Consider the following 12,565-nt stretch of genomic DNA (forward strand, 5'->3'; position numbering starts at 1 on the left):
CAGCGCCGGGCACAATCCGCGCCATGAAACAGTGGTTGCGTACGCAGGGTGGTTGGTGGCTGGCCTGGCTGGTCCTCACGGCCGTCGGTGCGGTGTGGCTGGCGCGTGCCCAACTGGCCCAGGTGCACGACGACTTCGAGACCGACGCGCGCATCGCCCATCGCCTGATGAGCCAGCAAGTGGTGCAGTACGACGCCGTGCTGGCCACGCTCGCCTTGCTGGAGCCCAGCACCAATGCAGACCACCCCGAGCAGCGCCTGCCGTCCGTGTACTCGTCGATCCTGCGCGTGCAGCGGCGCGAGCGCGACGAGGCCTGGCCCGACGAAAAGCAGGCCGGCGCATTGGCCGCGGCCGAGGCACGGTCGCGCAGCCAGCGTCGCGCCGAACTGGCCGCGCTCGACCTGACGCATGGCCGCTACCAGCTCGTGATGGGCGCCACGCCCTTCAGCTATGCACTCGAAATCGATCTTGCCGGTTCGGTGCCGTGGCGCGACTGGCCGATGGACCCGCAGCAAAGCCCCGTGCGCCTGAGCCTGCAGCGCGACGGGCAGCAACTGGTGCTGCAACCGGGCCGGCCTTCGGCGGGCGGCTGGCACTTCAGCCTGACCAAGGCGCTGGCGTCACCGAGCCAGCCTTTCGACCTCGTGGCCGAGCGCGATGTGGGCTGGGGCGAGTTGCCGTGGCGCGGCATCGGTGGCTGGGCGGTGGCGATGGCGCTGCTGCTGGCCGGCCTGTGGGCTGCGCAACGCCAGCGCATCGCACGCCGCAGGGCCGAAGAACTGTTGCGGCTCGGGCAGGTTGCGCGGCTCAACGCGCTGGGTGAGCTGTCGGCGGGTCTGGCGCATGAACTCAATCAGCCGCTTACCGCCGTGCTGGCCAATGCACAGGCCGCGCGCCGCCTGCTCGACGACGATCCGCCCGACCTTGCTATTGCTCGCGACGCGATGGGGCAGGCCGTCGAACAGGCGCGCCGCGCAGCCGGCGTGGTGGGGCGCCTGCGCCGCGTGATCGAACGGCCCGAGGCCGGCGGCGAAGTGAAGCCGCTGGTGCTGCAGGACGTGGTGCGCAGCGCGATGCACCTGCTGGCGCCCGAGTTCGCCCGGCATGCCATCACCGCCCAGTTCGATGCGACGGCGCAGGCGCCCGTGCGCGTGCAGGCCGAGGCCGTGGCACTGGAGCAGATCGTGCACAACCTGCTGATGAATGCGCTGCAGGCGCTCGACCTCGTGCCGGCGGCCGAGCGGCGCCTGGTGGTGTCCGTCGGCCGCAACGGGCAAGAGGGCGTGCTGACCGTGACCGACAACGGACGCGGCATCGCACCCGAAGCCTTGCCGCGCCTGTTCGAGCCCTTCTTCAGCACGCGCGAAGGCGGGCTGGGCCTCGGCCTGAGCCTCAGCGAGACGCTGGCCAGCGGCATGGGCGGCAGCCTGGGCGCGGCCAATGCCACGCCGCGCGGCGCGCGCTTCACCTTGCTGCTGCCGCTGGTCGCGCCGGCGTCTTCCCCGGAGCGCCCGTCGTGAGCACGCCCGGCACCCATCAGCCGCTGTCGCCGCTCATCCACCTGATCGACGACGACCAGGCGGTGCGCGAAAGCCTTGCACTGCTGATCGGCACGGTCGGCCTGCGGGTGCAGGACTGGGCCGATCCGCAGGCCTTCATCGACGGCTTCGACCGCGCGAGCGTAGGCGCCATCGTGCTCGACGTGCGCATGCCCGGCATCAGCGGGCTCACGGTGCTCGACCGCTTGATGGCGCAGGGCGTCGACCAGCCCGTGATCATGCTCACGGGCCACGGCACGGTCGAGATGTGCCGCCGTGCCTTCAAGGCCGGCGCGGCCGAGTTCCTCGAAAAACCGGTGGACGACGAGCAACTGCTCGAAGCCTTGCAGCAGGCCGTGCGCGCGCATGTGCGCACGCGCGAGCGCTCGCAGGCCGACAACGCCGCGCGCGAGCAGGTCGCGCAACTGTCGGAGCGCGAGCGCGAGGTGCTGGCCTTCATCGTGCAGGGCCTGACCAACAAGGAGATCGCGCGCACATTGGCGCTGTCGCCGCGCACGGTCGAGACGCACCGCGCCAATCTGTTCGCCAAGCTCGATTGCGACTCGCTGGCGCAACTGATCCGGCGCTACGCGGTGCTGGTCGACAGCAAGGCCTGAACGGCGGGGCAGGGCGCGCTCCGTAGAACTACGGAGCGCCGCGCGTAGCCGTACGAATGGCCTTCGGGCGTGGCGTTTTCTACAGTGGCGCAGCGGTCGGCAACAGCCGGCGCACTCACCCCGCATCCACTGGAGAAACCAAACAATGCATTCGATCCTTCGCCTCGGCGGCCTCGCCGTTCTGCTCGCCGCATCCGCCGCCCAGGCCCAGTCGCCCGCGCCGGCCGTTCGCACCGAAAAGAACATCTCGCTCGCACTGGCCAACCAGATCGCGGCCGAAGCCGTGGCCGCCTGTGCAGCCAACGGCTACAACGTGGCGGCCACCGTGGTCGACCGCGCCGGCACCGTGCGTGCCGTGCAGCGCGCCGACAACGCGGGCCCGCACACGCTGGCATCGAGCGAGCGCAAGGCCTGGACTTCGGCCTCGGCCAAGAGCCCGACGCAAGCCATGATGGAAGGCGCACAGAAGAACCCGGGCGCCGCGAACCTCGTGTACCTGCCGGGCTTCCTGCTGCTGGGCGGCGGCGTGCCGGTGAAGTCGGGCAACGAAGTGATCGGCGCCGTGGGCGTGGGCGGTGCGCCGGGCGGCAACCTCGACGAGCAGTGCGCCAACGCGGCCATCGACAAGGTCAAGGGCCAGCTCTGATGACGGCGCGCGGTGCCTGGACGGCGGTGTTGGCGGTGGCGCTCGGGTTGGGCGCATCGGCCGGCGTGTCCGCACAGGTGCCGCCGCTGGCGGCCGAGGTGCTGGCCTACGACGGGCTGCACCGGGCGGCCTGGCATGGCGACCTGCCCAAGCTGAAGGCGCTGATTGCCTCGGGCGCCAGCCTCGATGCGCGCGACCCGCGCGGCCGCACGCCCTTGCATGTCGCCACCTATGCGCGGCAACGCGACGCAGTGAAGTTGCTGGCCAAGGCCGGCGCCAACCTCGACCTGCTCGAAGACGACCGCTACGACGCGGTGACCATCGCGGCCGTGGCTGACGACGTGGCCACGCTTTCGTTGCTGTTGTCGCTCGGTGCCAAGGCCGGGCAGACCACGAGCCGCTACGACGGCACGGCGTTGATCGCCGCAGCGCACCTGGGCCACGACGAAGTGGTGCGCCGCCTGATCGCGGCCGGCGCGCCGCTCGACCACGTCAACAACCTGCACTGGACCGCAACCATCGAATCCATCGTGCTCGGCGACGGCGGACCGCGCCACCAGCGCACGCTGGCCGCGCTGATCGATGCCGGGGCCAACCTGAAGCTGGCCGACCGGCAGGGCAACACGCCGCTGCAACTTGCCAAGGCGCGCGGCTACACGGCCATGGTCAGGCAACTGGAGGCCGCGCACGCAAAGTAGCGCGGCTCGGGGACAATCGGGCCTCGCCACGAGGAACCCGTCCCATGTACATGCCCCCGCAGTTCAATGCCAAGGACCCGGCCATCGCGCTGGAGTTGATCCGCTCGCACCCGTTCGCGAGCCTGATCTCGAACGACGACGACGGCCTGCCGTACGTCACCCACCTGCCGCTGGTGGCCGAGCCGCGAGAGGGCGACGAGCTGGTCCTGTGGGGCCATTGCGCCAAGCCCAACCCGCACTGGCGCTATCTGCAGGCGCGGCCGAAGGCGGTCGCGACTTTTCTTGGGCCGCATTCGTACCTGTCGCCGTCGGTCTATCCCGATCTGGCGCGCGTGCCGACCTGGAACTACCTGGCGGTCCATTGCACCGTCGAGGCCCGGCTGGTCGAGGAGCCGGCCGCCAAGGACGCCCTGCTCAAGAAGCTCATCGGCGATCACGAGCCCGCCTACGCGCAGCAGTGGCGCGACCTGGGCGAGGAGTTCCAGCTCAAGATGCTGGCCGGCATCGTCGGCTTCGAGCTGCGCGTGACGGCGCTGCAATGCAAGGTCAAGCTCAACCAGCACCGCCGCGAATCGCATGCCGCGATGCACGCGGTCTACAGCGCGGGCACGCCGGACGAAAAAGCGCTGGCCGTGTGGATGGACCGCCTCGGCATGAACGCTGAAGCGCCCGCGACGGAGGCCCGCTGAAATGCGCGCGCTGGGGTTGATCGGCCTCGTGCTGGCGTTGCTGATTGTCGGGTTGATCGCGAAGAAGCAGATGGGGAGCGGTGTTTCGGCGGCATTGCCCACGGTGCCCGGTGTTGCGGCGCCAGCGGCTGGCGAGGCGCCGGCCACGGTGCGCGACCAGGCGCAGCAGGTTCAGCAACAGGTCAAGCAAGCGCTCGACGCGGCCGCGCAGGCCCGCAAGCTGCCGGATGACAACTGAGAACGCATTGCCCTCGCAACCGAACAACAACACAAACGACGACGCGCATTGGATGGCGCTGGCGCTGGCCGAGGCGCGCCTTGCGGCCGAAGCGGGCGAGGTGCCGGTCGGCGCGGTGCTGGTCAAGGACGGCCAGCTCATCGCCACCGGGCGAAACACGCCCGTGGCGCAGCACGACCCGAGCGCGCACGCGGAGATCAACGCGCTGCGTGCCGGTGCCACCGCGCTCGGCAATTACCGCCTGGACGGCTGCGAACTGTTCGTCACGCTGGAGCCCTGCGCCATGTGTGCGGGCGCCATGCTGCATTCGCGCCTGGCGCGCGTGGTGTTCGGCGCGACCGACCCGAAGACCGGCGCGGCCGGCTCGGTGCTCGATCTCTTTGCCGAGCCGCGCCTGAACCATCGCACGCAGGTGCAGGGCGGGGTGCTGGCAGAGGAATGTGCCGGCGTGCTGCAAGCCTTCTTCCAGCAGCGCCGCAGCATCGCGCGCGAACAGGCCGAGCCCTTGCGCGACGACGCGCTGCGCACGCCGGCAGAGCGCTTTGCCGCGCTGGGCGATTACGCCTTCGCACCGCATCACGTGCACGACCTGCCGGGCCTGCAAGGCTGGCGCCTGCAGTACGTGGACGAAAGTGGCGAGGGCGATCCGCTCGCCTGCTGCCTGTGCCTGCATGGCCCGGGTGAGTGGGGCTACTTCTTCCGGCACCTCGTCGGCGCGCCCGGACTGCGTACGCTGGTGCCCGACCTGATCGGTTTCGGCAAGAGCGACAAGCCCAAGCGCGAGGCGACGCATACGCTCGAATGGCATCGCGACGTGCTGCTCGAATGGCTCGACCGCGTGCAGCCGGGGCCGATGGTGCTGGTGCACAGCGCGGCGGCCACCGCGCTTGCGTCGCTGCTGCGGGCCGCGGCGGGTGCGCGTTTCGCGGCGACGCTCGTGGCGCCGGAAGGCGGCGAGCGCATCAAGGACGCATGGCGCGCACCCTTTCCCGATCGGGGTTATGAAGCCGCGCTGCGCGCGCTCGGCCCCATCGCTTCTTCTTCGGGCCCGACACCGGTTCAGGCCCGCGCGCTGGCCCTGCAGGCGCGCAACGCAATGGGATACTCGACCTCGTGAGCAAACACATCTACATCTACTCTCCCTCCAGTGCCATCCGCGACAAAGCCGCCTTCCGGCGTGGCGTGAAGCGGCTCGAGGCACTCGGTCATGAAGTCGAAGTCGACGACGCGGCACTCTCGGTGCACCAGCGCTTTGCGGGCGACGACGCCACGCGGCTCGCCGCCATTTCGCGCGCAGCCGCCAGCGGCGCCGACGTGGCGCTCATCGCGCGCGGTGGCTACGGCCTCACGCGCATCCTCGATGCGATTCCGTACAAGGCCGTGGCCAAGGCGATCGACAAGGGCACCGAATTCGTCGGCTGCAGCGACTTCACCGCGCTGCAGAACGCGCTGCTTGCCAAGACGGGTGCCGTCACCTGGTCGGGCCCCGCGGTCGGCGAAGACTTCGGCGCCGAGGACGGCTCCGACGACATCATGGAAGCCTGCTTCGATGACCTGCTGAGCGGGCAGGGCGAAGGCACCGGCTGGCGCATGCCGGCACGCGATGCCGAGCTGAAGCTCAAGCCCGTGCAAGACGCGGTGCTGTGGGGCGGCAACCTGTGCGTGCTGACCAGCCTGCTCGGCACGCCGTACTTTCCGGCCATCGACAAGGGCGTGCTGTTCATCGAAGACACCAACGAGCATCCGTACCGCATCGAGCGCATGCTCGACCAGCTGAAGCTGGCCGGCGTGCTCGCGCGCCAACGTGCCATCGTGTTCGGCCAGTTCACCGGCATTCGCAAGGTGCCGGGCTACGACCGCGGGTTCGGGCTGAACACCGTGATCGACCGCCTGCGCGCCACGCTCAAGGTGCCGGTGCTGGCCGGCCTGCCGTTCGGGCACGTGCCGACCAAGGTGCTGCTGCCCGTGGGCGCAAAGGTGTCGATGGCGGCCGAAGGGCGCGACGTGTTCCTGGTGTGGGGACATCGGCATGACCATTCGCACGACGATCACGCGCACCACGACCATCACCATCACGCTCATTGAAAAAAGAGCGCGGGGCCGCCACGAAAACGAGGGCGGCCACGGGCGGGCCGCCGGACGGCTTCAGCCGTTGTTGGTGAAGCGCTGGTGAGCGCGCGGCCCCATCGAGCCGGGCAGACCGCCCTTGAACATGCTGTTGATGGCTTTCATCTGGCGCCGGGCGGCCGATTCACCGTCGATGTCGCTGAGCGCGATCATCACGTCTTGGCGCAGATACCAGAGCGCTTCCATGTCCACCGCGAAGCGCACGCGCTGGCTGACACGCTGGACCGAGTGACCGCTGCGGCCCTGGAGCGCCGAAAGCATGGCTGTCCGGATGCGTCCCAGCTGGCTCTCTGCCACCTGGCGGGAACCGAAGCCGGGCAGGTTCAGCAGACGAAGAATGCGGCGGAAGGGCATGTGACAAAAAGCGTATTGCCGGAAGCAGGGACGGCCGCTACCTTAAGCCTCAGTTCACCGTTGCACAAGATCAGAAACAGTGTTTCTTGTTTGTAAAACAACACGCTTTACTTCACGTTTTCACCGATATTTGTGATTTGTTTCCCAAAGTACTACATGTGATCGATGCCCCCAGGGCATCCACCGGGCTGTTACGAGCGTATACATATGGTCAACAAGGGAGTGATGCGGAGCGTTCCTTGTATGTCTGGCCGAATGCCGAGGAAACCGCTTGCAGAGAAATGTGAGGAGCCTTGACCATAATCAACCAGAGATCGCAAGAGAGAATCACAACAGTATGGGTGTCAATTCCACAGTCGTATTCGCGGACTTGACGGGGAGTACCAGGGTCTTCGAGGCCATGGGGAATGCACGGGCTACCGAAACGGTCACGCGACTTACTCAATGGATCGGTGGCGTCTGCCAGGCGCACGGGGGCCGGGTGGTCAAGTCACTGGGGGACGGTGTGTTCGCGATCTTTTCGAGCGGGGCCGCCGCTACACACGCGGTCATCGAATTGCAGCGCTATCACCAGAAGCGCCTGCTCGTCTGGCCCGCCCCCCTTCGCATGGCATTGCAGATCGGCGTGGCGAGCGGCGAAGTGGTGGAAGTGGAGGGCGACTGCTACGGCGACGCCGTCAATCTCGCCTCGCGCCTGAGCGACCTGGCCGGGCCGGGCCAGATCTGGGTGACCGATGCCGTGATCTCGCAGCTGCGCGAAGGTGGGGTGCAGCATCGCGACCTTGGCCTCATCAACATCCGCGGCCGCAGCGAAATGTCGGTGGTGCACCGCATCGACTGGCAGGAAGACGTGACCTCTTTCCTGACAGTGCCGGCCGCGCTCGCGCCCTTGAGGATGCCCGACTCCTCATTCGGGCAGATCGAGCTGGCGTGGCTCGACGTTCGCTCGATGTTCCGTACCGAAGAACTGCCGATCCACCTCGGGCGCGTCGACGATGCGCAGTTCGTGGTCAACGACCCCCGCGTCTCGCGGCTGCATGCGCGCATCGAAGTGCGGCAGGGCAGTTGCGTGCTGATCGACGTCAGCACCTATGGCACCTGGGTCCGCTTCCACGGCAATGGCGGTCCGAGCACCGAGATCGCATTGCGGCGCGAAGAATGCGTGCTGCATGGCCGTGGCGAGATCGGCCTCGGCGCGCCGCTGAGCGACTTCAGCGCGCCGACCATCGCCTTCAGCACCACCAGCGGCGACGTGATGCTGTCGCGCCGAGAGATCGCGGGCTGACACGCCTCTTCGCACCGCCCGCCACCGGTGACGTTTGGCAACCACCCGGGCGCGTCGCGGGTGCACCGCATGCATACATCGGGCGTTGCGTATCCACCTGGGCGCTGTCCGCCCTTGGCCCTGGAGCCGTTGTGAACTTCAAAAATCATTCTTCTGTTTTCAAATGGGTCGCCATCGGTGCAATGGCCGCTGGCGCCTTGCTGGCCGCCGGCGCGGCCAGTGCGCGCGGAAGCTGGTCGGTGCAGATCGGCACGCCCGGCCTTGCCATCGGTGCCTACCCGGCGCCGTACTACGCGCCGCCGCCGGTGTACACGTACCCGGCCCCGGTCTACTACGACCCGCCGCCGGTGTATTACCGGCCGCCGCCACCGGTGTACTACCGACCGGCGCCGATCTACACACCGCCGCCGGGACGCATCTACTACGGCCCCGGCTATCCCTATCGTCCGCCGAACGACGACTGGTACGACGAGCGCGACTGAGTGACATGGCGCCTGGGTCCGCCCGGGCCGCCCGCCTGCTGAAGGCTTGCTGAAGCATCGCCAGTTTTCTGGCATGCCATTTTTGTTTCAGGAAGTGACCAAAAAGTCACATTAAGTCACATTTGTAGATCTGATCCCCTTGCTTTGGGCTAACCCCCTCTGCGATTTCCGCAGGGCATGCCACTTGCCTTGAATCGCCCGACCGGCGTTGGAGCGCCGCAGGAGCGAGGAACATGGTGGAACAGATCGAAGCCGGCTGCGCATGCGTGGCAGCCGACGAGGCGGCGCGTGTCGATGTGCCGATGGGAGATGCGGCAACGGCTGCCCGCACAACGCCGGATGCATCCCGGCCCTTGAAGGCTGGGGCGGCGTTTTCCCTCGCCGCAGTGCTGGCCGCATGCGGTGGAGGAGGCGGGGGCGGTGGGGGCGGCATCGGTGCCTTTCCCTTCCCGCCACCGGCCGCCGGCGATAACCCGCCCGCACCCCCTGATGCGGTGCCCGACACCGGCCCGTACCACTACCTGCAAGCCAAGAACGACGAGGAGGCCGCGCGCTTCCTGCTGCAGGCCCAGTTCTCAGCCTCGGACAGCGATATCGCCGACGTGCGCGCCAAGGGCTACCTGCCCTGGCTCGGCGCGCAGTTCGGCGCACCGCGCGCGCCGACCGCCTGGGCGTGGATGAGCCCCCGCACCGGCATCCCCACCGAGGTCGACGCCATGATCTGGCGCCAGCTCATGACCTCGGCCGATCCGCTGCGCAAGCGCCTGGCCCTTGCGCTGAGCGAGATCTTCGTGGTCTCGGCCACCGAGATCGGCTCGAGCTGGCCGGTGATCATGATGGCGCAGTACTGGGACATGCTCGTGGCCGGCGTCACCGGGAACTTTCGCCAGCTGCTGGAAGACGTCACGCTGAACCCGGCGATGGGCTTCTACCTCAACACCCGCGACAACCGAAAGGAAGACGCGAACGGCCGGCAGCCCGACGAGAACTACGCGCGCGAGGTCATGCAGCTCATGTCCATCGGCCTGTACCAGCTCAACTCCGACGGCACGCCGAAGACCGGTGCCGACGGCCAGCCGATCGAGACCTACGTGCAGGACGACGTGTCGAACCTGGCGCGCGTCTTCACCGGCTACGACCTCGACATCCGGGCCAACGAGTACGGCGCCTACAAGCCGCCGGGCGGCGGCTCGATCGAGTCCAACGAATGGACCACGCGCCCGATGAAGTTCGACCCCGCGCGCCATTCGATGCGCGAGGCGCGCTTTCTCGGCGTCACGGTGCCCGCCAACACGCCCGGCCCGGCGGCGCTGAAGATCGCGCTCGACACGCTCTTCAACCACCCGAACACCGGCCCCTTCATCGGGCGGCAACTGATCCAGCGGCTGGTCACCAGCAACCCCAGCCCGGCCTACGTCAAGCGCGTGGCGGACATCTTCGCCAACAACGGCGCGGGCGTGCGCGGCGACATGAAGAGCGTGTTCACCGCAGTGCTGATCGACGACGAGGCGCGCTCGCCAGCGGGCCTTTTCGACCCGAACTTCGGCCGCCTGCGCGAGCCGATGCTGCGCTTCGTGCAATGGGGCCGTACCTTCGGCATCGCGTCGGCCAACGACACCTGGAAGATCGGCAACACCTCTGACCCTAGCTTGAGCCTCGGCCAGAGCCCGCTGCGTTCGCCCTCGGTGTTCAACTTCTTCCGCCCCGGCTACGTGCCGCCGTCGACCGCCATCGCCAGCAACAAGATGGTGGCGCCCGAGTTCCAACTGGTCACCGAAACCAGCGTGGGCGGCTACCTCAACTTCATGCAGGGCATGCTGCAGAACGGCTTCGACAGCAAGGACGTGGTGGCGAGCTACGCCGCCGAGAAGGCGCTCGTGCTCGACCCCGTGGCGCTGGTGCGGCGCCTCAACCTGCTGCTGACCGGCAACCAGCTGTCGGCCGCCACGGTGACGCTCATCGCCAACGCGCTCGCCACGCCCGGCCTCAATGCATCGAGCAGCGACGCCGCCCGGCTCGACCGCATCTGCGCGGCGGTGCTGCAGGTGATGGGCTCGCCCGAATACCTCGTCCAGAAATAAACGCGGAGCCCTTCGCACATGTACCTCATCGACCCCGCCGGCCATTCGCGCCGCGCCTTCCTGCGCCGCACGGGCCAGCTCGCCATGGCCGGCACGGCGCTGCCCTTTGCGATCAACCTCGCCGCCATGGGCGAAGCCGCCGCGCAGGCCGCGCCGAGCGACGACTACAAGGCGCTGGTCTGCGTCTTCCTGTTCGGCGGCAACGACTACGCCAACACCGTCGTCAACTACGACACCGCGAGCTACGCGAAGTACAGCACCATCCGCGGCAGCATCGCCCTGGCGCAGGACAAGCTCACCGAGCTGAGGCCCACGCTGCCGCTCGCGGGCGGCCGCCAGTACGCCCTGGACTCGAAGATGGCGAAGCTGGCCACGCTCTTCGACGAAGGCAAGATGGCGGTGCAGCTCAACGTCGGCCCGCTCATCAAGCCGCTCACGCGCGCGCAGTTCAACGGCCCGAACCGGAAAGATTTTCCGATCCCGCCCAAGCTGTTCTCGCACAACGACCAGCAGTCGATCTGGCAATCGTCGTCGCCCGAAGGCTCCGTCATCGGCTGGGGCGGCAACATCGGCGACATCGCGCTGGAGCAGAACCCGACGGCGTCGTCGCTCTTCACCTGCATCTCGGTGTCGGGCAACACCGTGTTCCTGTCGGGCGACGAGGCGCTGCAATACCAGGTCGGCACGGGGGGCGCCGTGCGCATCAAGGGCGTGAGCGGGGCCACGGGCAACATCTACAACTCGGCCACGGTCAAGGCGGCCCTGCAGCAGCTGGCACAGCAGCCGCGCAGCCATACGCTGGAGAACGAATACAACAAGGTCACCAAGCGCGCGGTCGATGCTGAAGGCAAGATCACCGACGCCATCCAGTCGGACGACCTCGCGGCCAACTTCCCCACCGGCAACTATCTGGCCAGCCAGCTCAAGATGGTCGCGCGCCTGATCCGCGGGCGCACCGCGCTGGGTTTGAAGCGGCAGGTGTTCTTCGTCTCGATGGGCGGCTTCGACCTGCACGACGACATCGACACCCGGCAGCCGGTGCTCATGGCCGCGCTGTCAGAGGCCATGGCTGCGTTCCAGCGGCAGATGGAAGACTTCAAGATCGCCGACAAGGTCACGGCCTTCACGGCTTCGGACTTCGGCCGCACGCTGTCGAGCAACGGCAACGGGGCCGACCATGGCTGGGGCAGCCATCACTTCGTGGTGGGCGGCGCGGTGAAGGGCAAGGCGTTCTATGGCACGCCGCCACCGGTGAGCGTGACCAACACCAGCGCCGACGACGACCAATGGCACGTGGGGCAGGGCCGCCTGCTGCCGACCACCTCGGTCGACCAGTACGCGGGCACGCTCGCGCGCTGGTTCGGCGTGTCCGACGAGCGGCTCAACGGCATCCTGCCGAACCTCAAGAACTTCGGCATGACGGCGCCCAGCGGCATCGTCTATCCGCGCGACATCGGGTTCATGAAATGACATCGATGAGCATCGGCGGCCTCAATGGCATGGACGGCGGCGCCAGCGTCAACTTCAGCGCGGAGCCCGCGGCGCCGCACAGCCTGGCGCGCAGCAGCAGCACCAGCCCGGCGACACAGGTGCGCCCCTTCGGCGACGTGGAGGCCGCCGTCGCGGCGATCGAGGCGCTGGACCGCGACCTGCGCAAGTTCGAGCTGGCGGTGGCCGACAGCCTGCAGGACTACCTCGGCCTGCAGATGGCGCAGATCACCGACAGCGCGCTGGCGCGCGGCTGGGAGCCCATCAGCTTCGTGCAGAGAGACGGCTTTCGCGTCTACCGCTACAAGGCGATGCGCTAGCC

The 12,565-nt window shown here is 68.1% G+C and carries 14 protein-coding genes; 13 read left to right on the forward strand and 1 reads right to left on the reverse strand.

What is annotated here, in order from left to right:
* The first annotated feature begins 23 nt into the window (after positions 1–23).
* The 8 genes from ACGLHS_RS06090 to ACGLHS_RS06125 all read left to right on the forward strand — a co-directional run bounded on the left by ACGLHS_RS06090 (position 24) and on the right by ACGLHS_RS06125 (position 6,511).
* The gene (locus tag ACGLHS_RS06090) at positions 24–1,520 is read left to right on the forward strand and encodes a sensor histidine kinase (protein ID WP_394477768.1); all 1,497 of its coding nucleotides are present in this window, start codon (positions 24–26) and stop codon (positions 1,518–1,520) included.
* Positions 1,517–2,155 carry a response regulator transcription factor gene (locus tag ACGLHS_RS06095; RefSeq protein ID WP_394477770.1) on the forward strand — a complete coding sequence of 213 codons (639 nt, stop codon included), beginning with the start codon at positions 1,517–1,519 and terminating at the stop codon, positions 2,153–2,155. Before ACGLHS_RS06090 ends, ACGLHS_RS06095 begins: the two co-directional genes overlap by 4 nt.
* A gap of 145 nt (positions 2,156–2,300) precedes the next feature.
* Positions 2,301–2,801, forward strand: coding sequence for a heme-binding protein (locus tag ACGLHS_RS06100; RefSeq protein WP_093239615.1), 501 nt, complete (start codon positions 2,301–2,303; stop codon positions 2,799–2,801).
* Entirely contained in the window at positions 2,801–3,499 is a 699-nt protein-coding gene (locus ACGLHS_RS06105; protein WP_394477772.1) for an ankyrin repeat domain-containing protein, read from the forward strand. The genes ACGLHS_RS06100 and ACGLHS_RS06105 overlap by 1 nt, the downstream gene beginning before the upstream one ends.
* 44 nt (positions 3,500–3,543) lie before the next feature.
* On the forward strand, positions 3,544–4,188 hold the full coding sequence (locus ACGLHS_RS06110) for an FMN-binding negative transcriptional regulator (RefSeq protein WP_394477774.1): 645 nt from the start codon (positions 3,544–3,546) through the stop codon (positions 4,186–4,188).
* A gap of 1 nt (position 4,189) precedes the next feature.
* A complete protein-coding gene (locus ACGLHS_RS06115) occupies positions 4,190–4,426 on the forward strand; it encodes a hypothetical protein (RefSeq protein WP_394477776.1) in 237 nt (78 codons plus the stop codon).
* On the forward strand, positions 4,416–5,543 hold the full coding sequence (gene tadA, locus ACGLHS_RS06120; protein WP_394477778.1) for a tRNA adenosine(34) deaminase TadA: 1,128 nt from the start codon (positions 4,416–4,418) through the stop codon (positions 5,541–5,543). The genes ACGLHS_RS06115 and tadA overlap by 11 nt, the downstream gene beginning before the upstream one ends.
* Positions 5,540–6,511, forward strand: coding sequence for an LD-carboxypeptidase (locus ACGLHS_RS06125; protein WP_394477780.1), 972 nt, complete (start codon positions 5,540–5,542; stop codon positions 6,509–6,511). The genes tadA and ACGLHS_RS06125 overlap by 4 nt, the downstream gene beginning before the upstream one ends.
* A 60-nt stretch (positions 6,512–6,571) precedes the next feature.
* Here ACGLHS_RS06125 and ACGLHS_RS06130 read toward each other — a convergent pair whose 3' ends face one another.
* Positions 6,572–6,907 carry a hypothetical protein gene (locus ACGLHS_RS06130; protein WP_093239624.1) on the reverse strand — a complete coding sequence of 112 codons (336 nt, stop codon included), beginning with the start codon at positions 6,905–6,907 and terminating at the stop codon, positions 6,572–6,574.
* A 337-nt stretch (positions 6,908–7,244) separates the two neighbouring features.
* Here ACGLHS_RS06130 and ACGLHS_RS06135 point away from each other — a divergent pair, with 337 nt between their 5' ends.
* From ACGLHS_RS06135 to ACGLHS_RS06155, 5 genes are all read left to right on the forward strand, one after another.
* The gene (locus ACGLHS_RS06135) at positions 7,245–8,192 is read left to right on the forward strand and encodes an adenylate/guanylate cyclase domain-containing protein (protein ID WP_093239625.1); all 948 of its coding nucleotides are present in this window, start codon (positions 7,245–7,247) and stop codon (positions 8,190–8,192) included.
* Positions 8,193–8,323: 131 nt separating this feature from the next.
* A complete protein-coding gene (locus ACGLHS_RS06140; protein WP_093239627.1) occupies positions 8,324–8,674 on the forward strand; it encodes a hypothetical protein in 351 nt (116 codons plus the stop codon).
* Between the two features lie 233 nt (positions 8,675–8,907).
* Positions 8,908–10,755, forward strand: a complete 1,848-nt coding sequence (locus tag ACGLHS_RS06145) for a DUF1800 family protein (RefSeq protein ID WP_394477783.1) — start codon at positions 8,908–8,910, stop codon at positions 10,753–10,755.
* A gap of 18 nt (positions 10,756–10,773) precedes the next feature.
* Positions 10,774–12,225 carry a DUF1501 domain-containing protein gene (locus ACGLHS_RS06150; RefSeq protein WP_394477785.1) on the forward strand — a complete coding sequence of 484 codons (1,452 nt, stop codon included), beginning with the start codon at positions 10,774–10,776 and terminating at the stop codon, positions 12,223–12,225.
* Positions 12,226–12,230: 5 nt separating this feature from the next.
* Positions 12,231–12,563, forward strand: a complete 333-nt coding sequence (locus ACGLHS_RS06155) for a hypothetical protein (RefSeq protein WP_394477787.1) — start codon at positions 12,231–12,233, stop codon at positions 12,561–12,563.
* Positions 12,564–12,565: the final 2 nt, after the last annotated feature.

The organism is Variovorax sp. VaC1, assembly GCF_043658315.1.
Lineage (GTDB): Bacteria > Pseudomonadota > Gammaproteobacteria > Burkholderiales > Burkholderiaceae_C > Variovorax.

Excerpts from the sequence above, each read along its gene's own strand:
- ACGLHS_RS06090 (WP_394477768.1), top strand. The coding sequence starts at position 24 with ATGAAACAGTGGTTGCGTACGCAGGGTGGTTGGTGGCTGGCCTGGCTG.
- ACGLHS_RS06100 (WP_093239615.1), top strand. The coding sequence starts at position 2,301 with ATGCATTCGATCCTTCGCCTCGGCGGCCTCGCCGTTCTGCTCGCCGCA.
- ACGLHS_RS06105 (WP_394477772.1), top strand. The coding sequence starts at position 2,801 with ATGACGGCGCGCGGTGCCTGGACGGCGGTGTTGGCGGTGGCGCTCGGG.
- ACGLHS_RS06110 (WP_394477774.1), top strand. The coding sequence starts at position 3,544 with ATGTACATGCCCCCGCAGTTCAATGCCAAGGACCCGGCCATCGCGCTG.
- ACGLHS_RS06115 (WP_394477776.1), top strand. The coding sequence starts at position 4,190 with ATGCGCGCGCTGGGGTTGATCGGCCTCGTGCTGGCGTTGCTGATTGTC.
- tadA (WP_394477778.1), top strand. The coding sequence starts at position 4,416 with ATGACAACTGAGAACGCATTGCCCTCGCAACCGAACAACAACACAAAC.
- ACGLHS_RS06130 (WP_093239624.1), bottom strand. The coding sequence starts at position 6,907 with ATGCCCTTCCGCCGCATTCTTCGTCTGCTGAACCTGCCCGGCTTCGGT.
- ACGLHS_RS06135 (WP_093239625.1), top strand. The coding sequence starts at position 7,245 with ATGGGTGTCAATTCCACAGTCGTATTCGCGGACTTGACGGGGAGTACC.
- ACGLHS_RS06145 (WP_394477783.1), top strand. The coding sequence starts at position 8,908 with ATGGTGGAACAGATCGAAGCCGGCTGCGCATGCGTGGCAGCCGACGAG.
- ACGLHS_RS06150 (WP_394477785.1), top strand. The coding sequence starts at position 10,774 with ATGTACCTCATCGACCCCGCCGGCCATTCGCGCCGCGCCTTCCTGCGC.
- ACGLHS_RS06155 (WP_394477787.1), top strand. The coding sequence starts at position 12,231 with ATGAGCATCGGCGGCCTCAATGGCATGGACGGCGGCGCCAGCGTCAAC.